This window comes from Micromonospora sp. NPDC005206, from assembly GCF_040608175.1.
Taxonomy (GTDB): Bacteria; Actinomycetota; Actinomycetes; order Mycobacteriales; family Micromonosporaceae; genus Micromonospora.
Genome location: NZ_JBEXHU010000006.1, coordinates 230,405 through 255,278, shown reverse-complemented (window position 1 = coordinate 255,278; position 24,874 = coordinate 230,405). Strand labels below are relative to the sequence as shown.

25 protein-coding genes are annotated in these 24,874 nt (G+C 72.0%); 2 read left to right on the top strand and 23 right to left on the bottom strand.

Annotated elements, in window-relative coordinates; all coding sequences use genetic code 11:
- Positions 1-33: 33 nt before the first annotated feature.
- The 12 genes from coaBC to pyrR all read right to left on the bottom strand — a co-directional run bounded on the left by coaBC (position 34) and on the right by pyrR (position 13,456).
- Positions 34-1,242, bottom strand: coding sequence for a bifunctional phosphopantothenoylcysteine decarboxylase/phosphopantothenate--cysteine ligase CoaBC (gene coaBC, locus ABZU69_RS11265; RefSeq protein WP_354964242.1), 1,209 nt, complete (start codon positions 1,240-1,242; stop codon positions 34-36).
- A 14-nt stretch (positions 1,243-1,256) separates the two neighbouring features.
- Complete coding sequence (gene rpoZ, locus ABZU69_RS11260) at positions 1,257-1,520, bottom strand: DNA-directed RNA polymerase subunit omega (RefSeq protein ID WP_030335666.1); 264 nt, start codon at positions 1,518-1,520, stop codon at positions 1,257-1,259.
- A 64-nt stretch (positions 1,521-1,584) separates the two neighbouring features.
- Positions 1,585-2,118 (bottom strand): guanylate kinase, encoded by a 534-nt coding sequence (locus ABZU69_RS11255; protein WP_354964241.1) that lies wholly within the window; start codon positions 2,116-2,118, stop codon positions 1,585-1,587.
- 25 nt (positions 2,119-2,143) lie between these two features.
- Entirely contained in the window at positions 2,144-2,461 is a 318-nt protein-coding gene (mihF, locus tag ABZU69_RS11250) for an integration host factor, actinobacterial type (protein ID WP_030335662.1), read from the bottom strand.
- Between the two features lie 178 nt (positions 2,462-2,639).
- Positions 2,640-3,476: an orotidine-5'-phosphate decarboxylase gene (gene pyrF / locus ABZU69_RS11245; protein WP_354964240.1), complete on the bottom strand. Its 837-nt coding sequence runs from the start codon at positions 3,474-3,476 to the stop codon at positions 2,640-2,642.
- A gap of 59 nt (positions 3,477-3,535) precedes the next feature.
- Positions 3,536-4,810, bottom strand: a complete 1,275-nt coding sequence (locus tag ABZU69_RS11240) for an adenosylmethionine--8-amino-7-oxononanoate transaminase (RefSeq protein WP_354964239.1) — start codon at positions 4,808-4,810, stop codon at positions 3,536-3,538.
- Positions 4,811-5,134: 324 nt separating this feature from the next.
- Positions 5,135-6,175 (bottom strand): quinone-dependent dihydroorotate dehydrogenase, encoded by a 1,041-nt coding sequence (locus ABZU69_RS11235; RefSeq protein ID WP_354964238.1) that lies wholly within the window; start codon positions 6,173-6,175, stop codon positions 5,135-5,137.
- A complete protein-coding gene (gene carB / locus ABZU69_RS11230; protein WP_354964237.1) occupies positions 6,172-9,519 on the bottom strand; it encodes a carbamoyl-phosphate synthase large subunit in 3,348 nt (1,115 codons plus the stop codon). Before carB ends, ABZU69_RS11235 begins: the two co-directional genes overlap by 4 nt.
- On the bottom strand, positions 9,512-10,675 hold the full coding sequence (gene carA / locus ABZU69_RS11225) for a glutamine-hydrolyzing carbamoyl-phosphate synthase small subunit (protein ID WP_354964236.1): 1,164 nt from the start codon (positions 10,673-10,675) through the stop codon (positions 9,512-9,514). The genes carB and carA overlap by 8 nt, the downstream gene beginning before the upstream one ends.
- Positions 10,675-11,952 carry a dihydroorotase gene (locus ABZU69_RS11220; RefSeq protein ID WP_354964235.1) on the bottom strand — a complete coding sequence of 426 codons (1,278 nt, stop codon included), beginning with the start codon at positions 11,950-11,952 and terminating at the stop codon, positions 10,675-10,677. Before ABZU69_RS11220 ends, carA begins: the two co-directional genes overlap by 1 nt.
- Positions 11,949-12,875 (bottom strand): aspartate carbamoyltransferase catalytic subunit, encoded by a 927-nt coding sequence (locus ABZU69_RS11215; protein WP_354964234.1) that lies wholly within the window; start codon positions 12,873-12,875, stop codon positions 11,949-11,951. Before ABZU69_RS11215 ends, ABZU69_RS11220 begins: the two co-directional genes overlap by 4 nt.
- Positions 12,872-13,456: a bifunctional pyr operon transcriptional regulator/uracil phosphoribosyltransferase PyrR gene (gene pyrR, locus ABZU69_RS11210; RefSeq protein ID WP_354964233.1), complete on the bottom strand. Its 585-nt coding sequence runs from the start codon at positions 13,454-13,456 to the stop codon at positions 12,872-12,874. The genes ABZU69_RS11215 and pyrR overlap by 4 nt, the downstream gene beginning before the upstream one ends.
- 288 nt (positions 13,457-13,744) lie before the next feature.
- On the opposite strand from pyrR, the gene ABZU69_RS11205 reads away from it, so the two are divergent.
- The gene (locus tag ABZU69_RS11205) at positions 13,745-14,233 is read left to right on the top strand and encodes a transcriptional regulator (protein WP_007458348.1); all 489 of its coding nucleotides are present in this window, start codon (positions 13,745-13,747) and stop codon (positions 14,231-14,233) included.
- Positions 14,234-14,308: 75 nt separating this feature from the next.
- Here ABZU69_RS11205 and nusB read toward each other — a convergent pair whose 3' ends face one another.
- From nusB to ABZU69_RS11180, 5 genes are all read right to left on the bottom strand, one after another.
- On the bottom strand, positions 14,309-14,719 hold the full coding sequence (gene nusB / locus ABZU69_RS11200; protein ID WP_354964337.1) for a transcription antitermination factor NusB: 411 nt from the start codon (positions 14,717-14,719) through the stop codon (positions 14,309-14,311).
- A gap of 23 nt (positions 14,720-14,742) precedes the next feature.
- Positions 14,743-15,300, bottom strand: a complete 558-nt coding sequence (gene efp, locus ABZU69_RS11195) for an elongation factor P (RefSeq protein WP_074318567.1) — start codon at positions 15,298-15,300, stop codon at positions 14,743-14,745.
- A 672-nt stretch (positions 15,301-15,972) separates the two neighbouring features.
- Positions 15,973-16,404, bottom strand: coding sequence for a type II 3-dehydroquinate dehydratase (aroQ, locus tag ABZU69_RS11190; RefSeq protein ID WP_354964232.1), 432 nt, complete (start codon positions 16,402-16,404; stop codon positions 15,973-15,975).
- A complete protein-coding gene (aroB, locus tag ABZU69_RS11185) occupies positions 16,401-17,480 on the bottom strand; it encodes a 3-dehydroquinate synthase (protein ID WP_354964231.1) in 1,080 nt (359 codons plus the stop codon). Before aroB ends, aroQ begins: the two co-directional genes overlap by 4 nt.
- A gap of 10 nt (positions 17,481-17,490) precedes the next feature.
- Positions 17,491-18,489 (bottom strand): YafY family protein, encoded by a 999-nt coding sequence (locus tag ABZU69_RS11180; protein ID WP_354964230.1) that lies wholly within the window; start codon positions 18,487-18,489, stop codon positions 17,491-17,493.
- A 79-nt stretch (positions 18,490-18,568) separates the two neighbouring features.
- Between ABZU69_RS11180 and ABZU69_RS11175 the strand changes: the two genes are divergently transcribed.
- The gene (locus ABZU69_RS11175; protein ID WP_354964229.1) at positions 18,569-19,297 is read left to right on the top strand and encodes an alpha/beta hydrolase; all 729 of its coding nucleotides are present in this window, start codon (positions 18,569-18,571) and stop codon (positions 19,295-19,297) included.
- Between the two features lie 69 nt (positions 19,298-19,366).
- On the opposite strand, the gene ABZU69_RS11170 is transcribed toward ABZU69_RS11175, so the two are convergent.
- The 6 genes from ABZU69_RS11170 to ruvX form a co-directional block, all read right to left on the bottom strand.
- Complete coding sequence (locus tag ABZU69_RS11170) at positions 19,367-19,870, bottom strand: shikimate kinase (RefSeq protein WP_354964228.1); 504 nt, start codon at positions 19,868-19,870, stop codon at positions 19,367-19,369.
- Positions 19,870-21,048 carry a chorismate synthase gene (aroC, locus tag ABZU69_RS11165; RefSeq protein WP_354964227.1) on the bottom strand — a complete coding sequence of 393 codons (1,179 nt, stop codon included), beginning with the start codon at positions 21,046-21,048 and terminating at the stop codon, positions 19,870-19,872. Before aroC ends, ABZU69_RS11170 begins: the two co-directional genes overlap by 1 nt.
- A gap of 553 nt (positions 21,049-21,601) precedes the next feature.
- Complete coding sequence (locus tag ABZU69_RS11160; protein WP_354964226.1) at positions 21,602-22,171, bottom strand: hypothetical protein; 570 nt, start codon at positions 22,169-22,171, stop codon at positions 21,602-21,604.
- 204 nt (positions 22,172-22,375) lie between these two features.
- The gene (locus tag ABZU69_RS11155) at positions 22,376-23,197 is read right to left on the bottom strand and encodes a shikimate dehydrogenase (RefSeq protein WP_354964225.1); all 822 of its coding nucleotides are present in this window, start codon (positions 23,195-23,197) and stop codon (positions 22,376-22,378) included.
- Positions 23,197-24,390: an endolytic transglycosylase MltG gene (gene mltG, locus ABZU69_RS11150; protein ID WP_354964224.1), complete on the bottom strand. Its 1,194-nt coding sequence runs from the start codon at positions 24,388-24,390 to the stop codon at positions 23,197-23,199. The genes ABZU69_RS11155 and mltG overlap by 1 nt, the downstream gene beginning before the upstream one ends.
- The gene (ruvX, locus tag ABZU69_RS11145; protein ID WP_354964223.1) at positions 24,390-24,848 is read right to left on the bottom strand and encodes a Holliday junction resolvase RuvX; all 459 of its coding nucleotides are present in this window, start codon (positions 24,846-24,848) and stop codon (positions 24,390-24,392) included. The genes mltG and ruvX overlap by 1 nt, the downstream gene beginning before the upstream one ends.
- Positions 24,849-24,874: the final 26 nt, after the last annotated feature.

The following is a 24,874-nucleotide window of genomic DNA, read 5'->3' as shown; positions in this document are numbered from 1 at the left end:
GGTGTCGGGATCGGTCGCGCCCTGTTCCACCCGTCAGGAGCGGCCGGCCAGCCGCGCCACGACGAGATCCCAGACGGAGTCGGCCACATCCTCCTTGGCCTGCTCGGGCAGCCGGCTGACCGAGCCGTCCGCGCCGATGACCGTCACCGTGTTGGTGTCGGCGCCGAAGACCTTGTCCACGCCGACCTCGTTGACCACGATCAGGTCGGCCCGCTTCCGGGCGAGTTTCGCCCGGCCGTTGGCCTCCGCGTCGCCGGTCTCGGCGGCGAACACCACCAGCACCTGCTCCGGTCGTTTGCGCTGGCCGAGCTCTGCCGCGATGTCCGGGTTCGTGACGAGCTCGATGGTGGGCGCGACGCCGTCGTCCGACTTCTTGATTTTGCCAGGCGCGTACGCCGCCGGCCGGAAATCGGCCGGAGCCGCCGCCATCACCACCGCGTCGGCGTCGACGGCCGCCTTCAGCGTCGCCTCCCGCAGCTCGCCGGTGCTGCCCACCCGGACCAGGTCGACTCCGGCCGGGTCGGCGAGGGAGACGTTGGCCGCGATCAGGGTGACCCGGGCGCCCCGGGCGACGGCCGCCCGGGCGAACGCGTAGCCCTGCTTGCCGGACGATCGGTTGCCGAGGAACCGGACCGGGTCCAGCGGCTCGCGGGTGCCCCCCGCGGTGACCACCACCCGGCGGCCGGCCAGGTCGGCGGGTGCCGGCCCACCCCGGGCCAGGACCCGACGCGCGACCGCGAAGATCTCCGCCGGGTCGGGCAGCCGGCCCTTGCCGGTGTCGACGCCGGTGAGCCGGCCGACGGCCGGCTCGATGACCCGGACACCGCGGGCGCGCAGCGTGGCGACGTTGGCCACGGTGGCCGGGTGCTCCCACATCTCGGTGTGCATGGCCGGAGCCAGCACCACCGGGCAGCGCGCGGTCAGCAGCGTGTTGGTCAGCAGGTCGTCGGCGAGCCCGTGGGCGGCCTTGGCGAGCAGGTCGGCGGTGGTCGGCGCGACCACCACCAGGTCGGCCTGCTGGCCGAGCCGCACGTGCGGCACCTCGTGCACGTCGGACCAGACGTCGTCGGCGACCGGCTGACCGGAGAGAGCTGCCCAGGTCGGCGCTCCGACGAAGCGGAGCGCCGACGCGGTCGGCACGACGCGAACCCGGTGACCCGATTCGGTGAAGAGTCGCAGCAGCTCGCAGGCCTTGTAGGCGGCGATGCCGCCGCCGACCCCGAGGACGATCCCGGCGGACATCGACGCGTGGGGGCTTACGGCTGGTCGGTCGGCTCAGCGGTGAGCAGGCCCGAGTTGATCTCGCGCATGGCGATGGAGAGGGGCTTCTCCTGCGGGGTGGTCTCGACGAGCGGGCCGACGTACTCCAGCAGGCCCTCGCCGAGCTGGCTGTAGTAGGCGTTGACCTGGCGCGCGCGCTTGGCGGCGAAGATGACCAGCGCGTACTTCGACGTCGTCTTCTCGAGGAGCTCGTCGATCGGCGGGTTGGTGATGCCTTCGGGGTTGGCGATGGATCCCACGAATTAACCTCTGCGTCTTTCGAGCCGCGCGGACGCGGTGCTGAGTCTCAACGGCGGCCGGCCATCAGCCGCGTACAGGCGACCAGGCCGGATCCGGATAAGAAGAACCGAGTAAGCCTACCAGCTCGACGACCACCCGATCGGTGAGGTCGTGGGTCAGGGCGTGCTCGAAGGTCGCCGCCACGGCGGCGTCGGGTCGGTGACCGGGCGGGCTCAGCAGCACCAGCCGCGCGTCGGGCAGGCGCGCCCGGACCAGTTGGGCGCCGGTCAGGTCGAGCGGGAGGAGCACCGGCTGCCCCGCGTCGAGCCGGGCGCGCAGCGGTGGGTACGGGGTGCCCCGACAGTGCGGGCCCATCCGGGACCACTCCAGCAGCTCGCCGGCGGCCACCCGGCGGTCGAACTCGGCGGGAGCGAGGAAGACCCGGTCCTCCCCGTCGATCTCCCGCTCCCGGCGCGGCCGGGTGGTCGCCTGCACCGGGATCCACACGGACGGAGAACGCGCCCGGACGAGCTCGACGACACTCTCCCTGCCGGAACCCGAAGGTCCAGCCAGGACAGTGAGCCGAGCCGCCGGGCGCGCCTCGTCATCCGTGCTCACTGCTTGTTTCTACACGCTGCCAGGTTCAGTTGGCGGCGAACTCTCCAAGCAGTGCCTTGCGCTGCTGCTCGCCGAGGCCACGCAGGCGACGGCTGTCGGCGATCTTGAGCTTCTCCATGATCTGGGTAGCCCGGATCTTGCCGATGCCCGGCATGGCCTGCAGGACGGCCGACACCTTGAGCTTGCCAACGACATCGTCGCTCTCGGCGCGCTCGAGGACAGCACCGAGGGTGGTCTTGCCCTGCTTGAGCTGCTCCTTCAGCTGAGCACGGGCCTTGCGGATCTCCGCGGCCTTCTCGAGCGCGGCAGCGCGTTGTTCGGGGGTCAGTGACGGGAGCGGCACCAGTTCTCCTCAGGTCCCTATCGCGGCGGGCGGGGCGCACCGCCGCATCTGTGAAACGTGGTGTCGCTGTGAACCAAGGGGTCCATGGTTCCCAGCGCGGGGAAAACTAGCGGCCAACGGAGCTTTCGGCAACGTGGACGCGCGATGATCATCGCAAAGTGACCGAGCCGTCAGTCAGTCACCGGGCAGCCAGAACGCCCCGGCAGTCGGCCAGCACCCGGTCCGCGGCGGCCCGCAGGGCGGCGACGTCGGGGCCGGCGGACAGCACCTCCCGGGAGTACGACGGGAGCACCGCGGCGAGGCTCGGACCGAAGACGGTCCGCAGATCGGCAGCACCGGCACCCTGCGCGCCGAGCCCCGGCGCGAGCAGCGGACCACCCACCCCGGAGAGGTCGTGACCGGTGTCTCCGATGGTCGCGCCGACCACCAGCCCGAAGCTGCCGAGAGGGGCCGCACCCCTGTTGAGCTGGGAAATCTCGTCGATCACGGTCTGCGCCACGGTGCGCCCGTCGGCCGTGCGGGCCCGCTGCACGGCGGCTCCCTCGGGGTTCGAGGTGAGGGCCAGCACGAACACCCCGCCACCGTGCTCGGCGGCCAGCTTGAACATCGGCGCCAGGGAACCCACCCCCAGGTAGGGGCTCGCGGTGACCGCGTCGACATACAACGGGCTGGATGGATCAAGGTACGCGGAGGCGTACGCGCTGACCGTCGAGCCGATGTCGCCGCGCTTGACGTCCAGCAGAACGAGCGAGCCGGCATCGCGTAACTGTCGGATAGTTGACTCAAGAATCGCCACGCCGCGGGACCCGAAACGCTCGAAAAAGGCCGACTGAGGCTTGACCACCGCAACCCGGTCACCGAGGGCGTCGACCACTGTCCGGGTGAACCTGTCGAGCCCCTGAACGTCGTCGGTGAGGCCCCAGCGGGCCAGCAGACCGGGATGCGGGTCGATGCCCACGCAGAGCGGTCCCCGCTCGCTGACGGCCCGGTGCAGCCGGGTGCCGAAGCTTTCCATCCGGTACTTCCCCTCTCCTCGTCCGGGCGGCAGCCCGCCACGGGTAGCTCTGAACCGGCTCAGCCGGCCGCCACCGCCGCCGCCACGCCGGACGCGATCCGGGCCAGGTCGGCGTCGCCGGTCACGTACGGCGGCATCGTGTAGATCAGGTCGCGGAACGGCCGCAGCCACACCCCCCGGTCGACCGCCGCCGTGGTGGCCGCGCCGAGGTCGACCTCGTGATCGAGTTGGACCACCCCGATCGCGCCGAGCACCCGCACGTCGGCCACGCCCGGCGTGCCGCGCAGCGGCTCCAGCCCGGCGCGCAGGCCGGCACCGATCCTGGACACCTGCGCCGCCCAGTCCCCGGCCCGCAGCAGCCCGATGGACGCGTTGGCCACCGCGCAGGCCAACGGGTTGCCCATGAAGGTCGGCCCGTGCGCCAGCACGCCGCTGGCGGAGATCGCCTGGGCCACCCGCGGGGTGCAGAGGGCCGCCGCGAGGGTCACGTAACCGCCGGTGAGCGCCTTGCCCACGCACATCACGTCCGGGGTCACCCCGGCGTGCTCGGCGGCGAACATCGTGCCGGTACGGCCGAAGCCGGTGGCGATCTCGTCGAAGATCAGCAGGATCCCGTGCGCCTGGGTCACCTCCCGCAGCACCCGCAGGTACCCCGGATGGTGGAAACGCATCCCGCCGGCGCCCTGCACCACCGGTTCGACGATCACCGCGGCCAGTTCGTGGGCGTGCCGCTCGACCGTGTCCACCAGCGCCGCCACGTACGCCTCGTCGGGCAGATCGGCGAACCCGCCCGGCGGAACCGGTGCGAAGACCTGCCGGGGCAGCACGTCGCCCCAGAGGTGGTGCATCCCGCCCTCCGGGTCACAGACGCTCATCGGGTGGAACGTGTCGCCGTGGTAGCCGCCCCGCCAGGTGGCCAGCCGGCGCCGCTGCGGCCGTCCGACGGCCCGCTGGTACTGCAGGCACATCTTCACCGCCACCTCGACGCTGACCGAGCCGGAGTCGGCCAGGAAGACGTGCCCCAGGCCGTCCGGGGCCAGCTCCACCAGGGTCCGGGCGAGCTGTACCGCGGGCTCGTGGGTTAGCCCGCCGAACATCACGTGGCTCATCCGGCCGAGCTGGTCGGTCACCGCCGCGTCCAACGTCGGGTGCCGGTAGCCGTGGATCGCCGCCCACCAGGACGACATCCCGTCCACCAGCTCCCGGCCGTCCGCAAGCCGCAGCCGTACGCCCTCGGCGCTCTGCACCACGTACGGCGGGTTCGCCGGCGGCAGTGAGGTGTACGGGTGCCAGACGTGCGCCCGGTCGGCGGTCAGGATCTCCTCGGGCGTCACGCGCGCTCCTTCATGGCGTTCGCGAGTGGGGCAACGGGCACGGCGGGCATGGCGGGCACGGGCCCGGGCGCAGGCGCAGGCGCGGCGGCAGGCGCACGCGCGGGCGCGGGGACCCACCGGCTGCCTTTGCTCTGCTTCAACGGACGCACCACCCGACGTCCGGATATCGGACGGCGGCCGTTGCGTGGGGTGAAGCAGAGCAAAGGGAACGAGGTGGGCACCCGGCCGGAGCGCCGACCGGCACCGGGATCGGCACCCGAGCGGACAGCCGAACCGGCGCCGCCCTGGCTGCCGCCCACCGACCGGGGCCGGGCACCGGACCGGTCACCGCCCGCCGACCGGGGCCGGGGATGGCCCCGGCACGCGGGCGGCGGCGCGGACCAGGGCCGGGCCCCGGTAGATGAAGCCGGTGTAGAGCTGCACCAGGGCGGCGCCGGCGTCGAACATCCGAGCGGCGTCGTCCGGGTCCAGCACCCCGCCGACGCCGATGATCGGCAGGCGGCCGCCGGTCTCCCGGTGCACGAAGGCGACCACCTCCCTCGCGCGGCCGGTGAGCGGCCGGCCGGAGAGGCCACCCGCCTGGGCGCCACGCTCGGCGTCCACCGAGGCGAGACCGTCCCGGGCCAGGGTGGTGTTGGTGGCGATCACCCCGGCCGCTCCCCGGGCCAGGCAGACCTCCAGCAACTCGGCGATCGCCGCCTCGGTCAGATCAGGTGCGATCTTGACCAGCACCGGCTTCTCCCCGACCAGCGCGGCGAGCAGCGCGTCCAGGTGCGCGCGGTCCTGCAACGAGCGCAGCCCCGGGGTGTTCGGTGAGGACACGTTCACCGCGAAGTAGTCGCCGTGCCCGCGCAGCGCCCGGTACGAGGCGAGGTAGTCCTCGACCGCCTCGTCGAGCGGCGTCACCTTGGACTTGCCCAGCGAGATGCCCAGCGGTACGCCGATCGCGCGCGGCAGCGCGGCCAGCCGGGCGGCCAGCGCGGCAGCGCCGGCGTTGTTGAAGCCCATCCGGTTGACCACCGCCTCGCTGGCCGGCAGCCGGAACAGGCGCGGCCGGGGATTGCCCGGCTGGGCGTGCGCGGTGACCGTGCCGACCTCGACGAAACCGAAGCCGAGCGCCGGCCAGGCCGCCAGCGCCGCCCCGTCCTTGTCCATCCCGGCGGCCAACCCGACCGGGTTGGGAAACTCCACGCCGAACACCGTGCGCGGCGCCCGGACCGCATACCGGGCACGTAGCGCCGCCAGTGCGACCGGCCGCCGGGACAGCGCGGTCAACCAGCGCAGCGTCAACTCGTGCGCCGCCTCCGCGTCCCCACTCCCGATCCGGAACAGCCACGGCCGCACCGCCCGCTCGAACACCGTCACTGGGCGGCCCGGAGGGTGGCGTGCAGATCCTGGAGGGGACGGACCTGCATGTCGCCGCGGATCCTGGCCTCGATGCCCATGACCGCCGCGGCGGCACCGGGGACCGTGGTGATGCACGGGATGTCCGCGGTGACCGCGGCGCTGCGGATCTCGTAGCCGTCCGAGCGGGCGCTGGCACCCGAACCCTGCGGCGTGTTGATCACCAACGTCACGGCGCCGCCGAGGATCAGCGACACGGCGTCGTCTCCCTCGCCGGCCTGGTAGTGCTTGCGGATCTGCTCGCAGGCGATGCCGTGGCGCCGCAGCACCTCGGCGGTGCCGGTGGTCGCCACGATCTCGAAGCCGAGATCCGCCAGGCGCTTGATCGGGAAGATCATGCCGCGCTTGTCCCGGTTGGCCACCGAGACGAAGATCTTCCCGGCGGTCGGCAGTGAGCCGTACGCGGCCGACTGGCTCTTAGCGAAGGCGTGCCCGAAGTTGGTGTCGATGCCCATCACCTCGCCGGTCGACTTCATCTCCGGCCCGAGCAGCGAGTCGATCCCCTTGCCGGAGCGGGTACGGAAGCGCTTGAACGGCAACACCGCCTCCTTCACCGCGATCGGCGCGTCGGCGGGCATCGTGCCACCGTCCCCGGTCGCCGGGAGCAGCCCCTCGGCGCGCAGTTCGGCGATGCGCGCGCCGAGCGCGATCCGGGCCGCCGCCTTGGCCAGCGGCACCGCGGTCGCCTTGGAGACGAACGGGACCGTCCGCGACGCCCGCGGGTTGGCCTCCAGGACGTAGAGCACGTCGTCCTTGAGCGCGTACTGCACGTTGAGCAGGCCACGGACGCCGACACCGCGGGCGATCGCCTCGGTGTAGCGGCGGACCTCGGCCAGGTGCGAACCGGCGAGGGTGATCGGCGGCAGCGCGCAGGAGGAGTCGCCGGAGTGGATGCCGGCCTCCTCGATGTGCTCCATCACCCCGCCGATGTAGACCTCACCGTCGGCGTCGCAGAGCGCGTCCACGTCGATCTCGATGGCGTCATCGAGGAAGCGGTCCACCAGCACCGGGTGGTCCGGGGAGATGTCGGTGGCGCGGCCGATGTAGTCGCGCAGGGTCGGGTCGTCGTAGACGATCTCCATGCCCCGCCCGCCCAGCACGTACGACGGCCGGACCAGCACCGGGTAGCCGATCTCGTCGGCGATCGTCTTGGCCTCGTCGTACGAGGTGGCCATGCCGTGTGCCGGCGCGCGCAGCCCGGCCCGGGCCAGCACCGCACCGAACGCGCCCCGCTCCTCGGCCAGGTGGATCGACTCCGGGGAGGTGCCGACCACCGGCACCCCGGCGTTCTTGAGCCGCTGCGCCAGCCCCAGCGGGGTCTGCCCGCCCAGCTGCACGATCACACCGACCACGCCCGGCCCGCCGGCCGACCGGCCGGAGGAGTCCTCGGCGTGCCAGGCCTCCAGCACGTCCTCGAAGGTCAGTGGTTCGAAGTAGAGCCGGTCGGCGGTGTCGTAGTCGGTGGAGACCGTCTCCGGGTTGCAGTTGACCATGACCGTCTCGTAGCCGATGCCCCGCAGCGCCTGAACCGCGTGCACGCACGAGTAGTCGAACTCGATGCCCTGCCCGATCCGGTTCGGGCCGGAGCCCAGGATCAGCACCTTCGGCCGGTCCGACGGCACGACCTCGGTCTCTGAGTCGTACGTCGAGTAGTGGTACGGCGTGCTCGCCTCGAACTCGGCCGCGCAGGTGTCCACGGTCTTGTAGACCGGGCGCACGTCGAGACGGTGCCGCAGCGTACGCACGCCGTCCTCGGCGGCCAGCTCCGGCCGCAGCGCGGCGAGCTGCCGGTCGGACAGGCCGGCCCGCTTGGCCCGGCGCAGCCGTTCGGCGTCGAGCACCGGAGCGTCCACGATCTCCGCGCGCAGCTCAACCAGCGCGGCGATCTGATCCAGGAACCACGGGTCGATCCCACCCGAGGCCGCGGTGACCTCGGCGATCGACGCACCGAGGCGCAGCGCCCGCTCGACGGTGTACAGCCGGCCGTCGTGCGGAATCCGCAGCGCGGTCAGGGTGTTCTCCCGCGTCGCGTCGGCCGGATCCGGCACCGTCCAGAAGCCGGCTTCCTTCGTCTCCATCGAGCGCATCGCCTTGTTCAACGCCTCGCTGAAGTTGCGCCCGAGGCTCATCGCCTCGCCCACCGACTTCATCGTGGTGGTCAGCTCCGGGTCCGCGCCGGGGAACTTCTCGAACGCGAAGCGGGGGATCTTCACCACCACGTAGTCCAGGGTCGGCTCGAACGCCGCCGGGGTCTTCAACGTGATGTCGTTGGGAATCTCGTCGAGGGTGTAGCCGATCGCCAGTTTGGCCGCGATCTTGGCGATCGGGAAACCGGTCGCCTTGGACGCCAACGCCGAGGAGCGCGACACCCGCGGGTTCATCTCGATCACGACGATCCGGCCGTCGACCGGGTTGACCGCGAACTGGATGTTGCAGCCGCCGGTGTCCACCCCGACCTCGCGTAGCACCGCGATGCCCAGGTCACGCAGGCTCTGGTACTCCCGGTCGGTGAGCGTCATGGCCGGTGCCACGGTGACGCTGTCGCCGGTGTGCACGCCCATCGGGTCGACGTTCTCGATCGAGCAGACCACCACCACGTTGTCGTGCCGGTCGCGCATCAGCTCGAGCTCGTACTCCTTCCAGCCGAGCACGCTCTCCTCGATGAGCACCTCGTGCACCGGGCTGGCGGACAGGCCGTCACCGGCGATGCGGGCCAGGTCCTCCGGGGTGTGCGCCATACCGGAGCCCAGGCCGCCCATCGTGAACGACGGCCGGATCACCACCGGCAGGCCCAGCTCGGCAACGGTCGCCTCGACCTCGTCCATCGAGTGGCAGACCCGCGAGCGGGGCACCAGGGCGGTCGGGTCGTCGACGCCGAGGCGGACCCCGGCCTTCGCCACGATCTCCTTGAACAGCTGGCGGTCCTCGCCGCGGTTGATCGCGTCGATGTTCGCGCCGATCAGCTCCACGCCGTACTTGTCCAGCACGCCGGACTCGTGCAGGGCGACCGCGGTGTTCAGCGCGGTCTGCCCGCCGAGGGTGGCCAGGATGGCGTCCGGGCGCTCCTTGGCGATGACCAGCTCCACGAACTCCGGGGTGATCGGCTCGACGTACGTGGCGTCGGCGAACTCCGGGTCGGTCATGATGGTCGCCGGGTTGGAGTTGACCAGGCTGACCCGGATCCCCTCGCTGCGCAGCACCCGGCAGGCCTGGGTGCCGGAGTAGTCGAACTCGCAAGCCTGCCCGATGACGATCGGCCCGGAGCCGATCACCAGGATGTGCTTGAGATCGGTCCGCTTAGGCATTGCTGCGCCCCTCGCTGTGGATCCGGCCCTCGATGAGCTCGGCAAAGCGGTCGAAGAGGTAGTCCGCGTCGTGCGGGCCGGCCGCCGCCTCCGGGTGGTACTGAACGGTGAAGGCGGGCACGTCCACGGCCCGCAGCCCCTCGACGACGTTGTCATTGAGACAGACGTGCGACACCCGGACGCCACCGAAGTCGGTGTCGATCACCTGATCGGGTACCACCGCGCCGTGCCCCGCGCCGGGCACCTCGACCGCGAAGCCATGGTTGTGGCTGGTCACCTCGACCTTGCCGGTGGCCCGGTCGAGAACCGGCTGGTTGATCCCCCGGTGGCCGTAGCCCAGCTTGTAGGTGCCGAAGCCGAGCCCCCGGCCGAGGATCTGGCTGCCGAAGCAGATGCCGAACAGCGGCACCCGCCGCCGCAGCGCCTCCCGGGCCAGCGCCACCGGGCCGTCGGCGGTGGCCGGGTCGCCGGGGCCGGGCGACAGGAAGATCGCGTCGGCGCCGGTGGCGAGCAGGTCGTCGATGCCCGAGGAGGCCGGCAGCACGTGGGTGGTCACCCCGCGGGCGGCGAGCCGGCGGGGAACGTTGCGCTTGATGCCCAGGTCCAGCGCGGCAACGGTGAACCGGTGCTCGCCGATCGCCTGGACGACGTACGGCTGGGGGGTGGTCACCTCGGTGGAGAGGTCCGCGCCGACCATCTGCGGCGCCTGCCGGACCCGGGCCAGCAGGCTCTGCGGGTCGTTGTCCACGCTGGAGATGCCCACCCGCATGGCGCCCCGCTCGCGCAGGTGCCGGGTCAGCGCTCGGGTGTCCACCCCGCTGATGCCGACAACGCCCTCGGTGGCGAGCCGGTCCTCGAGGCCGCCGGTGGCCCGCCAGTTCGAGCCGATCCGGGCCGGGTCGCGCACCACGTACCCGGCCACCCAGATGCGGCCGGACTCGTCGTCCTCGCCGTTGACGCCCGTGTTGCCGATGTGCGGCGCGGTCTGCACCACCACCTGCCGGTGGTAGGACGGGTCGGTCAGGGTCTCCTGGTAGCCGGTCATGCCGGTGGTGAAGACCGCCTCGCCGAAGGTCTCCCCCACACTGCCGTACGCCTCACCGGGGAACGTGCGCCCGTCCTCGAGCACGAGGATCGCTGGTCTGCGCTTGACCATTACTTGACAGCCTTTCCGTCCAGAACCGTCGGCTCGCCACGCAGGAAGGTCGCCACGATGCGACCCGGCAGCGTCATGCGGGCGTACGGGGTGTTGCGACTGCGACTGGCCAGCTCCGCCGGCTCGATGGTGCGGCGGGCGGCCGGGTCGATCAGGGTCAGGTTGGCGGGCACCCCGGGCGCCGGGTCGACGCCGTGCCCGGCCAGCCCGGCGATCCGGGCCGGGGCGCGCGACATCCGCTCGGCGATCAGGTCCCACTGCGGGCCGAGCACGTCCAGCGCGATGGAGAGCGCCGTCTCCAGGCCGAGCATCCCCGGCCGGGCGTACGCCCACTCGCACTCCTTGTCCTCCACGGCGTGCGGGGCGTGGTCGGTGGCGATCACGTCGAGCACCCCGTCGGCGAGGGCGGCACGCAGGGCGGCGACGTCATCGGCGGTACGCAGTGGCGGGTTGACCTTGAAGACCGGGTCGTAGGTCTCCGCCCGCTCGTCGGTGAGCAGCAGGTGGTGCGGGGTGACCTCGGCGGTGACCCGCACCCCCCGCGCCTTGGCGTGGCGCAGCACCTCGACGCTGCCGGCCGTGGAGACGTGGCAGACATGCAGTCGGCTGCCCACGTGCTCGGCGAGCAGCACGTCCCGGGCGATGATCGCCTCCTCGGCGACGGCCGGCCACCCGATCAGGCCGAGCCGGGTGGAGACCTCACCCTCGTGCATCTGGGCGCCCTCGGTCAGCCGGGGCTCCTCGGCGTGCTGGGCGATGATCCCGTCGAACGCCTTGACGTACTCCAGGGACCGGCGCATCAGCTTCGGGTCGGCGACGCAGTGCCCGTCGTCGGAGAAGATCCGCACCCGGGCCGCGGAGTCGGCCATCGCGCCCAGTTCGGCGAGGCGCTCGCCGGCCAGCCCGACGGTGACGGCGCCGATCGGCTGCACGTCGACCAGCCCGGCCTCCCGGCCGAGCCGCCAGACCTGCTCGACGACGCCGGCGGTGTCCGCGACCGGGGAGGTGTTGGCCATCGCGCAGACCGCGGTGTAGCCGCCCAGGGCCGCCGCGCGGGAGCCGGACTCGACGGTCTCGGCGTCCTCCCGGCCCGGCTCGCGCAGGTGGGTGTGCAGGTCGACCAGGCCGGGCAGGGCGACCAGCCCGGTCCCATCGAGCACGGCGGCGTCCGGGGCGGACAGCCCCGGGCCGACCTCGGCGACCACGCCGTCGCGGATCAGCAAGTCGGTCGGCGCGGCGCCGACGACGCTCACGCTGGTGATCAGGTACGCGGTCACCGGTTGTTCCCTCCGAGCAGCAGGTAGAGGACGGCCATCCGCACGGAGACCCCGTTGGTGACCTGTTCGACGATGGTGGAGCGGGGCGAGTCGGCCACCTCGGGGGTGATCTCCATCCCCCGGTTCATCGGGCCGGGGTGCATGACGATCGCGTGATCGGGCAGCCGGCGCATCCGCGGGCCGTCCAGCCCGTAGCGGCGGGCGTACTCGCGGGCGGAGGGGAAGTAGGAGTCGTTCATCCGCTCCCGCTGCACCCGCAGCATCATCACCACGTCCACGTTGGGCAGCACGGAGTCGAGGTCGTAGGAGACGTCGGTGCCGGGTGCGAGCGCCGCGGCGATGTCCACCGGGATGAGGGTGGGCGGGCCGACCAGGGTGACCTTGGCGCCGAGGGTGGAGAGCAGCAGCACGTTGGAGCGGGCCACCCGGGAGTGCAGCACGTCCCCGACCACCGCGACCGACAGGCCGGCCAGCCGGCCCAGCCGGGCCCGCATGGTGTACGCGTCCAGCAACGCCTGGGTGGGGTGCTCGTGGGTGCCGTCACCGGCGTTGACCACCGACCCGTCCACCCAGTTCGCCAGCCGGTGCGGCGCGCCGGAGGCGGGGTGCCGGACGACCACCGCGTCGGCGCCCATGGCCTGCAGGGTCAGCGCGGTGTCCTTCAGGCTCTCGCCCTTGGTGACGCTGGACCCCTTCGCGGAAAAGTTGATCACATCGGCGCTGAGCCGCTTGGCGGCCGCCTCGAAGGAGATCCGGGTGCGGGTCGAGTCCTCGTAGAAGAGGTTCACCACCGTCCGGCCGCGCAGCGCGGGCAGCTTCTTGATCTCGCGGCCGGCGACCGTGGCCATCTCGGCGGCGGTGTCCAGGATCTCGGTGGCGGTGTCGGCGTCCAGGTCCGCGCCGGAGAGCAGGTGCCTGATCATGAGGTGGTCCCCCCGTACAGCTTGACCTCGTCCGTGCCGTCGGTCTCGGCGAGCGTCACCTTGACGCTCTCGGCGAGCGAGGTCGGGATGTTCTTGCCGACGTAGTCGGCGCGGATCGGCAGCTCCCGGTGACCGCGGTCGACCAGGACGGCGAGCTGCACGGACGCTGGGCGCCCCACGTCGTTGAGCGCGTCGAGCGCGGCCCGGACGGTCCGGCCGGAGAAGAGGACGTCGTCGACGAGGATGACCCGCTTGCCGTCGATGCCGCCGGGCGGCAGCTCGGTCGGGCCGATCGCGCGGGTGGCGTGCCGGCGCAGGTCGTCGCGGTACAGGGTGATGTCCAGCACACCGACCGGGACGGCGACGTCCTCGAAGGTGCTGATCCGGGCGGCGAGCCGCCGGGCGAGGGGGGCACCCCGGGTGGGAATCCCGAGCAGCACCGTCTCGGCGGCGCCCTGGGTCTTCTCCAGGATCTGGTGTGCGATGCGGTCGACCACACGTTGCACGTCGGCGCTGGCGAGGATCACCTTCACCGAGGGTTGTCGCGGTGGTGACGAGCGGGCAGCCGGTGGGTATGCCACGGCGGACCTCCTTCCCCGCCTCACGGGACGGGTCGTTAAAGGATGTCGGGCACCTCCGGCCGGACCGCGGGCGGACCTGGGCCGGGGCTTCACGCCACGTTACCAGTGGTCACCGGGCGGATGGACGGCGGCTGCTGACCATCGGATCAGGCCGGCGAAATGGGGATAACTCCCCCGCTGCTCCCCAACGGTAGGGTCACGACCACTTGACCAGGTGTCGCATTCCCCGTACCGTCACGCTCCGTAACGATCGACGGGAGAACCCCGAGCAGCACTGGGAGTGTCCGAATGCCCTCTGAATACGCCAAATCTCTGGGCGCCCGCCTGCGCTCCATCCGCCAACAGCAGGGTCTCTCCCTGCAGGGCGTGGAGGAGAAGTCGAACGGGCGGTGGAAGGCCGTGGTGGTCGGGTCGTACGAGCGCGGCGACCGTGCCGTGACGGTGTCCCGCCTGGCCGAGCTTGCCGAGTTCTACCGCGTCCCCGTCTCGGAGCTGCTGCCCGACGGCAGCGGGGTCCGTCACGAGCCCACCAGCAAGATCGTCCTGGACCTGGAGCGGCTCTACGACGAGGCCTCCGAGGACCTGGCCTACGTGGCCCGCTACGCCCGCGCCATCCAGCAGCAGCGCGGCGACTACAACGGCCGGGTGCTCTCCATCCGCGCCGACGACCTGCGGGCGCTCGCGATCGTCTACGACGCCTCGCCGTCGGGTCTGATCGAGCGGCTCACCGAGCACGGTGTGCTGGTCGCCGACCCCCGGGCGTTCTTCGCCTCCTGATCCACCGATCCACCGAAAGGGCCCGTGCCGTCCGGCACGGGCCCTCTTCGTGGTACGGGTGCTGAGCGGGTGCGCTCAGCGGGTGGCGTACTCGGCGATCCGGCCGAGGATGCCGTTGAGGAAGCGCGGCGAGTCGTTGGTGGACATCTGGCGGGCAAGCTCCACAGCCTCGCTGATCGCCACCGCGTCGTCGATCTCGTCGACGTAGAGCAGCTCGTAGACCGCGATCCGGGCCAGGTTGCGGTCCACCACCGGCATCCGCTCCAGCGTCCAACCCTCGGCGTAGCTGGCGATCAGCTCGTCGATCCGGTTGAGGTGCTCGGCGACCCCCTCGACCAGGCTCGCCGCGTAGCCCAGGTGCTCCGGTCGGGGCTGCTCGATCCGCTGTACGTAGCCGGCGAGCACCTCGACCGGGGGCCGGTCCCGAAGGTCAGCCTCGTAGAGGACGTCCAGCGCCCGCTTGCGCGCCTTGCGACGCGCCGGCATCTGCTGCTTGGGACCCTCTGCCATCAGGATCGGCCGAGGTAACGGCCGTCGCGCGTGTCGACCTTGATCTTCTCGCCGGTGGTGATGAACAGCGGCACCTGCACGGTCGCGCCGGTCTCAACGGTGGCCGGCTTGTTGCCGCCGGTCGACCGGTCGCCCTGCAGACCCGGCTCGGTGTAGGTGACCTCCAGCACAACGCTGGTGGGCAGCTCGATGTAGAGCGGGACGCCCTCGTGGGTGGCGACGGTCGCCTCGGCCTCGGGGAGGAGGTAGTTGGCCGCCTCACCGACGGTGCCGCCGGGGACGGTGATCTGGTCGAAGGTCTCCAGATCCATGAAGACGTAGTCTTCGCCGTCGGCGTACAGGTACTGCATCGTGCGCTTGTCCACGGTCGCGGTCTCGACCTTGGTGCCCGCGTTGAAGGTCTTGTCGACCACCTTCCCGGACAGCACGTTCTTCAGCGTGGTGCGCACGAACGCACCACCCTTACCGGGCTTGACGTGCTGGAACTCGACGACGGCCCAGAGCTCGCCGTCAAGGTTGAGTACCAGGCCGTTTTTGAGGTCGTTGGTGGAGGCCATTTCCTGCCTTGATCATCAATTGGCGGACAGACCCTAGGAGTCTACTAGGGCGTGTTTCAGAAGTGTCGGTCGAGCCGAGCCGGAGTCCAGGCGTCGTTCGGCAAGGCGGAGCGGTGTCCGGATACCGGTGTTGTATCCGGACACCGCGACAACGCTGCCGGGCGGCGGCTGGGCCCGGCGCAGGCCGGCCAGCACTTCTGAAACACGCCCTAGCTGCGTCGAGGCGCGTTACCCGCCGTCGTTCGGGCGTCGACCGGTGCTGGCGACAGGGACCCGAGAACCGTGACAGATCGTCACGCTGGCACCTCAAGCCGCCCGCCACCCCCACGCCCTTTGCTCTGCTTCACCCGACGCAACAGTCACGGTCCGTGAGGCGCGGACGAGCACCCGACACCCCGACGAAAATCACATATCCGCAGCTCACCGCCTCTGTTGCGTCCGTTGAAGCAGAGCAAAGGACGCGAACCAGGAACGCTCTCCACCGGCGGGGGTCGGAGCCGCCGATGTCAATCGTGACGCTCGGTGACGAGGAGAGGGCATCACGATGGGTGAGACCTGGCGACTGCTCGCGAGCTGTCGGCATCACCGCCGACCAAGCCATCAGGCGACCAAGCCATCAGGCCACCAGGCCACCACGGCGGCGGGGGCTGCGGGCCAGAGCCCGAGTGCTGCTCAGCTGGAGCGGGTGGCCAGGTGGTGCAGGGCGAGTCGGTAGCCGTCGATGCCGAGCCCGCAGATCACCCCGGTCGCCACCGCGGAGATCACCGAGTGGTGCCGGAACTCCTCGCGGGCGTGGATGTTGGAGATGTGCACCTCGACCAACGGCCCGCGCAGCATGGCGCAGGCGTCCCGCACCGCGTACGAGTAGTGCGACCAGGCGGCCGGGTTGAGCACCACCGCGGCGCCCTCGTCGGCGGCGGCGTGCAGCCAGCCGAGCAGCTCGTGCTCGGCGTCGGTCTGCCGGACCGTCACGTCGAGCCCCAGCTCCCGGCCGGTCCGCTCGCAGAGCGCCACCAGGTCGGCGTAGCTGGTCGCGCCGTACACCGCCGGCTCGCGGGTGCCCAGCCGGCCCAGGTTCGGCCCGTTCAACACGTACACCCTCACGCCGTGCCCACCTCCCGGTAGGCGGCCGCGAGCAGCGCGTCGTCCGGGCCCTCGAGCATTGCCGGGCGGGCCAGCCCGTCCAGCACCACGAACCTCAGCCGGCTGCCGCGGGCCTTCTTGTCCACCCGCATCACGGCCAGCAGCTGCGACCAGGCGTCGGCCGGGTAGCTCACCGGCAGGCCGAGCGCGGCCAGGGTGACCCGGTGCCGGTCGGCGGTCGGCGCGTCCAGCCGGCCGGCGAGCCGGGCCAGCGCGGCGGCGTACACCAGGCCGACGGCGACGGCATGGCCGTGCCGCCAGCGGTAGCCCTCGACCTGCTCGATCGCGTGGGCCAGCGTGTGGCCGTAGTTGAGCACCTCCCGCACGCCCGACTCACGCAGGTCACCGGAGACCACGTCGGCCTTGACCCGGATCGCCCGCTCGATCAGCTCCCGGGTGACCGCCCCGCGCGGGTCGGTGGCGGCCGCCGGCTCACGCTCGATCAGATCCAGGATCGCCGGATCGGCGATGAAGCCGCACTTGACCACCTCGGCCAGCCCGGCCGCCAGGTCGACCGCGGGCAGGCTGTCCAGCGTGGCCAGGTCGGCCAGCACGCCGACCGGCGGGTGGAACGCGCCCACTAGGTTCTTGCCGGCGGCGGTGTTGATCCCGGTCTTGCCGCCGACCGCGGCGTCCACCATGCCCAGCAGTGAGGTGGCCACCGGCACCCAGCGCACCCCGCGCAGCCAGCAGGCCGCGACGAAGCCGGCCAGGTCGGTCACCGCGCCGCCGCCGACACCGACCACCGCGTCGGTACGGGTGAAGCCGGCCGCGCCGAGCCGATCCCAGCAGGCGGCGGCCACGTCGATCTGCTTGCCCCCCTCGGCGTCCGGCACCTCGATCGGCAGCGGCTCGACGCCGGCCGCGCGCAGCCGTTCGCCGAGCGCATCGGCCAGCCCCTTGAGCGGGGGCGCGTGCAGCACCGCCGCCCGGGTCGCGCCGGGCAGCAGCCCGGGCAGCGTGTCCAACAGGTCGCGTCCGACCAGCACGTCGTACGGCCGTTCGCCGCCGACCGGGATCCGGGTCACCTCGTCCATCGCCGGCAGCCTAGTCCAGCGGCCGGCGTGGCGAGGGCGGCCGCCCACCTGCTGGCCGGGCGGCCCAGTCCGCCAGCGCACGGGCGTGCTCGGCCACGGCGGTGCGCAACGCGTCCGGGTGCCGCACGGTGAAGGGGCAGCCCAGCCCGGCCAGCAGCGCCGCCATGCCGGGCAGGCTCTCCGCCCGCGCCCGCAGCAGCACCCCGTCGCCGGTGGCGGTCAGCTCGGCCACGGTGGGCGGGACGCGGCGTCGAACGGTGACCAGGTCGGTCTCCAGCAGCACCTCGACCTCGTGCGTGTAGGGCACGCCGGCCAGCGACCGGGTCACCCGGGCCACCGGGTCGAAGCCGTCCGGCACGGTGAACGTCGCCACGCCGGGCGTCACGGCGCCGATCCGGTCCAGCCGGAAGGTGCGGACCTCCCCGCGCCGGTGGTCGTGGCCGGTGACGTACCAGCGGCCCGCGTGGAAGACCAGCCCGTACGGGTCGAGCTCGCGGTGCGACGACTCACCTCGCCAGGAGCGGTAGTCCAGCGCCACCCGCTGCCGGTGTCGGGCGGCCGCGGCCAGGGTGAGCAGGGTGCCGGACGCCGGTCCCCGTTCCGGCTCCGTACGCCGCAGGGTGAAGCCGAGGTGCTCCTGCACGGCGGTCAGCCGGTCGGCGAGCGCCACCGGCAGCACCCGGCGGATCTTGGCCAGCGCGGTGGCGGTGGCCGGCAGTTCGGTGGCCAGCCCGACCCGTTCGGCGACGACCAGACCGAGCAGCACGGCCACCGCCTCGTCGTCGGTGAGCATCAGGGGCGGCAGCTTGTACCCGGGGTGCAGCCGGTAGCCGCCGTAGCGGCCCCGGTCGGCGATGACGGGGATGCCCAGCTCGACCAGGGTGGCCGCGTACCGGCGCACGGTGCGCTCGTCCACGCCTAGCCAGCCCGCGAGATCAGCGGCCGTCGAACGGTGCCGGGTCTGCAGCAGTTCGAGCAGGGCCAGCACGCGGCCGGCGGGATGCGACACCGACAACTCCTCGAAACCGGGCGGATTCTGTCCGGTTTCGATCGTACGGTCATCCGGTAACCGAGAGAAGGAGCGACAGATGGCGACGTTCGTGCTGGTGCCGGGTTTCTGGTTGGGCGCCTGGGCGTGGCGGGACGTGACCGCGGCGCTGCGCGCGCAGGGGCACGAGGTGTATCCGATGACGCTGACCGGGTTGGCCGAGCGGGACCACCTGGGCGGGCCGGAGGTGGGCCTGGAGACGCACACCGCGGACATCGTCCGGCTGATCGAGGTCGAGGACCTGCGCGAGGTGCTGCTGGTCGGGCACTCCGGCGGCGGCATGCCGGTCGCCCAGGCGGCAGACCGCATCCCGGACCGGATCGCCCGGGTGGTCTACGTGGAGAGCGGGCCGCTGCCGGACGGCGTCGCGCAGTTCGACACCGTGCCGCCGGAGGAGCAGGAGAAGCTTCGGGCCGCGATCGGCACCGGCCACCTGCTGCCGCCACCGGCCTTCGACCCGGACGCCGACCCGACCAACCTGGCCGGGCTGGACGAACCGACGCTGGCCCTGCTGCGTGCCCGGGCCACCCCGCAGCCGCTGCGGGCCGCCACCGAACCGGTGCGCCGCACCGGCGGTCGCCCGGTCCCGACCGCGCTGGTCGCCAGCACCTTCCCGCTGGCGGTGGTGCGGCAGATGATCGCCGAGCGGCACCCGTTCTTCACCGGGTTGGCCGGTGGCCAGCTGTTCGAGCTGCCGACCGGGCACTGGCCGATGCTCAGCGAGCCGAAGGCCCTGGCCGACGTGCTCGACGCCGCCGCCCGAGGCTGAGGAGAGGCCCCGCGAACGGGGAACCGCCCCGCCCGCCGCCCGGCCGGTCGCGCACCGGCCGGGCCGGCGTCAGCGGGTGAGCAGCGCGGCGATCTCGGCGACGATCTCCGCCGGGGTCCGGCCGTCGGTGGCCACCGTCGCGGTGGCCACCTCCGCGTACAGCGGCCGGCGCTGGTCCATCAGGTGCTTGAGGGTGGCGCGCGGGTTGATCGCCAGCAGCGGGCGGCCGGCGCCCAGCCCGACCCGCTTCACCGCGTCGGGCAGCTCGACCGAGAGGTGCACCACCCGGTGCCCGACCAGGGCGGCGCGGGTCTCCTCGGCCAGCACCGCGCCGCCGCCGAGGGCGAGCACCCCCGGGCTGGCAGCCAGCGCCGCGGCCACCGCGGCCCGTTCGAGGGTACGGAAGTGCTCCTCACCCTCGTCGATGAAGATCTCCGGGATGGGCTTGCCGGCCATCCGCTCGATGTCGGTGTCGGTGTCGCGGAACTCCACCCCGAGGGCCGTGGCGAGCGCCTCCCCGACCGTGGTCTTGCCGCAGCCGGGCGCACCGACCAGGACGACGACCGGCGCCATCAGCGGATGACCAGCGCGTCGAGGTAGCCGGTCACGTTGCGGCGGATCTCGGCGACCGAGTCCCCGCCGAACTTCTCGGTGGCCGCCTCGGCCAGCACCAGCGCGACCATCGCCTCGGCGACCACCGCGGCGGCGGGAACCGCGCAGACGTCCGAGCGCTGGTTGATCGCCGTGGCCGGCTCGCCGGTGGTGACGTCCACGGTGGCCAGGGCCCGGTTCAGCGACGAGATGGGCTTCATCGCGGCACGGACGCGCAGCGGCTCACCGGTGGTGATGCCGCCCTCGAGCCCCCCGGCCCGGTCGGTGACCCGGCGGACGCCGGTCGCCGACGGGATGATCTCGTCGTGCGCCTCGGAGCCGCGGGACCGGGCCTGCTGCCAGCCGTCACCGATCTCCACACCCTTGATCGCCTGGATCGACATCAGCGCGGTGGCCAGTCGGGCGTCGAGCTTGCGGTCCCACTGCACGTGGCTGCCCAGCCCCGGCGGCACCCCGTACGCCAGCACCTCGACCACGCCGCCGAGGGTGTCGGCGGCCTTCTTCGCGGCGTCCACCTCGGCGACCATCAGGGCGCTGGCCTCCGGGTCGAGGCAGCGCAGCGGGTCGGCGTCGATCCGGGCGGCGTCCTGCGGGCTCGGGCGCAGCCCGGACTTCGCGGCAACCGGGCCTAGCTCGACGACGTGCGAGACGATCTCGATGCCGAGCGCCTGCCAGATCAGCGCCTTGGCGACCGCGCCCACGGCCACCCGGGCCGCGGTCTCCCGGGCGCTGGCCCGCTCCAGGATGGGCCGGGCGTCGGTGTGGCCGTACTTCTGCATGCCGGCCAGGTCGGCGTGGCCCGGCCGGGGGCGGGTCAGCGGCGCGTTGCGGGCCTGCCGGGCCAGCTCGTCGGGGTCCACCGGGTCGGCGGCCATCACCGTGCGCCACTTCGGCCACTCGGAGTTGCCCACCCGGATCGCCACCGGGCTGCCCAGGGTGACGCCGTGCCGCAGGCCGCCGAGCACGTCGACCTCGTCCCGCTCGAACGACATCCGGGCGCCACGGCCGTAGCCCAGCCGCCGGCGGGCCAGCTCGTCGGCGATCTCGGTGGTGCTCACCTCGATGCCGGCCGGCACCCCCTCCAGCAGCGCGACGAGGGCGGGACCGTGCGATTCACCTGCAGTCAACCAGCGCAACACAGCGGTCAGTCTGTCACGGCCGGTGGCCGCCCCGACGTGCCGCCCGGCGCGTCCCGCCCTGCGGACGCGGACGTTGACGCGAACCTCGACGTGTGGGAGTGGTCGCTGGAAACTGCTGATGAGCACTGATGGAACGAGTTCATTGGGCTGGGTAGCTGGAAGCGCTACTGCTCGGGCCGCTTCTCACCCCCACCGGCCAGATGTTCGCATCGCGTTGGTCCGAGCGAGCAGGCACCGGGACGGAGGTGGGCGCTTGGTCAAGGTCGAGCCGGGACAACGACGGCGGCCCCGGTGATCGTCGGTCGGCGGTTCCATTTGGCTCCAACGGGTGTGCGAGGGCTCGGACGGAGCTGTCCGTCGCGGGTTGCGGGGTGAGGTCGATCGGGACCCACCTCCCGTCCTGCCGCATCCGGACCGGACCGGCGTGAACCTTCGCCTCGATCTGCCCGTTGGGGTGGGCGACGTACTCAGCCAACTCCGTGTCATGCCGGTGATCCGGACCAGCTGGCCGGTCATCCGGGCGGTGACGAGAGCAGCGATCTCGTCCGGATGCTCAAGTACCTCGGCCGGCTTGGGACGAGGTGCCGCTTCGGCTCGCTAAGCGGGCACCTCGGAGATGCTCGTCACGAGGCTTGCCACCAGGGCGACAGTCGCTGCCCGACCCCACCGAGACCTGACGAATCTTCCCCAGCTGGCGACGATCGCCGATCGGGGGCCGCTGGGCCCAGGCGCCCGCCCCCGCGGCGCTGCCCTGCGCTGGGTGCGCCCGCACCCGCGAGGCGAACTGCTGCCAGGCGTACACCCGCAGGGTGGCCCGGACGTTCACTGCGTCGGCGGGCAGGCCGCGCACCGCGAACTCCAGCAGCGCGTCGCGCTGGCCGTTGCGGTTGCCGTCGCAGAGTCGCGGGCAGCTGGCCAGCGTCGTCTTGACGCCGTTGTCGCCGTCCTGCGCGACCTGCGTGGCGGTGGTGTCCGCCGCCGCGGTCAGCACGATCGGTGACACCTCCGCCGCCGTCAGCGGCATCATCGTGGCCACCACGCCGGCACTCAGGACACTGAGGACGACGGCCTTGCGTCGCTTTCCTGCACCCGGTGCGGCGTGGTCGACTCCGTGCCTGCTCAAGGAACACTCCCTGTCTAGGCGGCGATTACCGGCAGCAGCGTATCGACCGGCGACACTCGTGGCGCGCAGGAAACCGAACCTACGACACGACTTAACCAAAGCATAAGAGAGGTCGCGTACAGGCAAGCAGGGCCGGCAAACGACCTGGCGGCGCGTCGGTTACGCCCACCTGGTCGGCGGACCCGGACGGCGGCGTCGCCCAACTCAGCGCCGGGCCGCGGCGAGCGCCGCACGCATCGCCTCGACCGGCGCGGGCACCCCGGTGAACTGCTCGAACTGGCCCACCGCCTGGGCGAGCAGCAGGTCGAGTCCGGACACCACCGGGCAGCCGGCGGCGAGCGCGGACGCGGCCAGCGGTGTCGGCCACGGATCGTAGAGCGCCTCGAAGAGCACGGTGGACGGTCGCCAGTGAACCGTCCCAGCAAGCGGGTCGGCAACCCCCTTCGGCACGGTCGAGACCACGACGTCGGCACCGGCCCGCGCGGCCGCGTGCTCCCAGGCCACTCCCGTCAGCTCCACCCCGACCGCCGCCGCCACCGGTCGCAGCTCGTCGACCGCCACCGCCCGCCGGGCCACCACGGTCGTGGAGGTCGCACCGAGTCGGGCGGCGGCGGCCAGGGCCGCGCGGGCGGTGCCGCCGGCGCCGAGCACGGTGACGCTGGCGCCGGGCGTCACCCCGGCCACGGTGAGCACCTGGACCATGCCCGCGACGTCGGTGTTGTCCGCGTACCAGGAGCCGTCGGGCCGGCGTACCAGCGTGTTGGCCGCGCCGACGGCGACCGCGACCGGCGACGCCTCCGCGGCCACCGCGAGCGCCGCCTCCTTGCCCGGCATGGTCACCGACAGCCCGGCCCACTCCGGACCGAGACCGGCGACGAGGTCCGACAGCTCCGCCGCCGCGCACTCGATCCGGGTGTACGACCACCCGACCAGCCCGGCCGCCGTGTAGCCAGCGGTGTGGATCACCGGGGAGAGGGAGTGCGCGATCGGCTTGCCCACCACCGCCGCCCGTCGTCGCAGCGTCATCAGATGATGCCGGCCTCCCGAGCCTTGGCCTTATTGCGCTCGTGCTGCTCGGACGTCTCGGCGAACTCGGAGTGGCCCTGCTTGTCGATCGCCACGAAGAAGACCCACTTGCCCGGTGGCGGATCCATCGCACCTGCCAAGGCTTCCTTGCCTGGGTTGTTGATCGGGGTGGGGATCAGGCCCCGCAGCTTGCGGTTGTAGGGGTTCTTCGGGTCGGTCAGCTCGGCTTCCGTCATGTCCGCGGACCTCTTGGTCGGTTTGCCGATCGACTCCAGGTAGTAGTTGACCGTGACGTCCATCTCCAGGCAGTTGCAGGGGAACTCCCCGTACACCCGGTTGTAGGCCACCCGGGCGACCTTGCCCAGGTCGTCTTTGTTGCCCGCCTCGGCCTGGGCCAGCGAGGACACGATCAACGCCTCGTACGGGCTGACCTTGCGTTCCTTCTGCACCCGATCGGCGAACTTCATCTCGCCGGTCACCGACAGGAAGTTGTCCACCATGAGCTTGAGGATGCTCTCCGCGGTGGCCTTGGGCGGGATCTCGTACGTGTCCGGGTAGAGGAAGCCCTCGACGGACTTGACGACCTTCTTGCCGTCGTCGCGCTTGAACCACCATTCCGGGACGCCGAGCCCCTCCGGGTCCTTCGCGGCGGCCTGGAAGTCCTTGACCGGGATCTTGGTCTTCTCGGAGAGCAGCTTGTAGATGTTCAAGCTGGTGCGGCCCTCGGGGATGGTCAGGCCGTTGACGATCTTGTTCTTCAGGTCGAGCATCGCGGTGACGGCGCTCGCGCCGCTCATCTGCTTGCGCAGCTTGTACGTGCCCGGCTGGATGTTCTTGCTGCGCGAGTTCGCCTCGGCGGCCTCGACGAACGCCTTCTGGCTCTTCACCACGTCGGCGGCGACCAGCGCGTCGGCCATGTCGGCGAGCAGTGCGCCATGCTTGATCTCGACGGTGACCTCACCGGCGCCGGCGCCGTCGTAGTCCGGGGTGACGAAGTAGTTCTGGATCCGGTCGAAGCCGTAGAAGGCTCCGCCGCCGATGCCGCCCAGCAGGAACAGGGCCAGCAGCAGGGCCAGGAATGTCTTGCCCCGACCCCCGGACCCGCCCTTGCGCTTGCGGACGAAGCCGTGCCGGTGCCGACCCTTCTGCCCCCGCTCCGGCTCGTCGAACCCAAGATCCAGATCGTCGATCATTACGTCCGCCTCCGCTGCGCGTCCAGCCAGCTCTGCAGAATCTCCACTGCGGCCGCCTGATCGACAACCGCACGTTGACGCTTGCCCCGAACGCCACGCTCGGCAAGCCTACGAGAAGCGACCACGGTCGACATCCTCTCGTCAGTGAGCGTTACCGGGACGGGCGCTATCACATCGACCAGTCGGTCAGCGTACGCCTTCACGTGGACAGCGGCCGGGCCGTGCTTCCCGGCGAGATTGACCGGAAGGCCGACGACAACCTGGACGGCCTCGTGCTCGGCCACCAGCGCCGCCAGCTCGGCGAGGTCGCTCGGCACCGCGTCCGGCGCCGCGGTCAGGTCGCGGGCCAGGGTGACCAGCGGTACCGCCAGCACGCCGTCCGGGTCCGAGCGGGACACCCCCACCCGGACCTGACCGACATCCACCCCGATCCGCACCCCACGCGTCAGCTCAGTCACCGACCGTCACCCCTGGGCCCGAACGA

What these genes read in the sequence shown, in the direction of transcription:
- ABZU69_RS11170 (WP_354964228.1), bottom strand. Translation starts at nt 19,870, where the DNA reads ATGGCGCCGGTCGTCGTCCTGGTCGGTGCGCCCGGCTGCGGCAAGACC.
- ABZU69_RS11205 (WP_007458348.1), top strand. Translation starts at nt 13,745, where the DNA reads ATGCCCTCTGAATACGCCAAATCTCTGGGCGCCCGCCTGCGCTCCATC.
- ABZU69_RS11215 (WP_354964234.1), bottom strand. Translation starts at nt 12,875, where the DNA reads ATGATCAGGCACCTGCTCTCCGGCGCGGACCTGGACGCCGACACCGCC.
- carA (WP_354964236.1), bottom strand. Translation starts at nt 10,675, where the DNA reads ATGGTCAAGCGCAGACCAGCGATCCTCGTGCTCGAGGACGGGCGCACG.
- coaBC (WP_354964242.1), bottom strand. Translation starts at nt 1,242, where the DNA reads ATGTCCGCCGGGATCGTCCTCGGGGTCGGCGGCGGCATCGCCGCCTAC.
- aroB (WP_354964231.1), bottom strand. Translation starts at nt 17,480, where the DNA reads ATGGACGAGGTGACCCGGATCCCGGTCGGCGGCGAACGGCCGTACGAC.
- carB (WP_354964237.1), bottom strand. Translation starts at nt 9,519, where the DNA reads ATGCCTAAGCGGACCGATCTCAAGCACATCCTGGTGATCGGCTCCGGG.
- ABZU69_RS11175 (WP_354964229.1), top strand. Translation starts at nt 18,569, where the DNA reads ATGGCGACGTTCGTGCTGGTGCCGGGTTTCTGGTTGGGCGCCTGGGCG.
- nusB (WP_354964337.1), bottom strand. Translation starts at nt 14,719, where the DNA reads ATGCCGGCGCGTCGCAAGGCGCGCAAGCGGGCGCTGGACGTCCTCTAC.
- ABZU69_RS11155 (WP_354964225.1), bottom strand. Translation starts at nt 23,197, where the DNA reads ATGACGCTGCGACGACGGGCGGCGGTGGTGGGCAAGCCGATCGCGCAC.
- efp (WP_074318567.1), bottom strand. Translation starts at nt 15,300, where the DNA reads ATGGCCTCCACCAACGACCTCAAAAACGGCCTGGTACTCAACCTTGAC.
- mltG (WP_354964224.1), bottom strand. Translation starts at nt 24,390, where the DNA reads ATGATCGACGATCTGGATCTTGGGTTCGACGAGCCGGAGCGGGGGCAG.
- pyrF (WP_354964240.1), bottom strand. Translation starts at nt 3,476, where the DNA reads ATGGAAAGCTTCGGCACCCGGCTGCACCGGGCCGTCAGCGAGCGGGGA.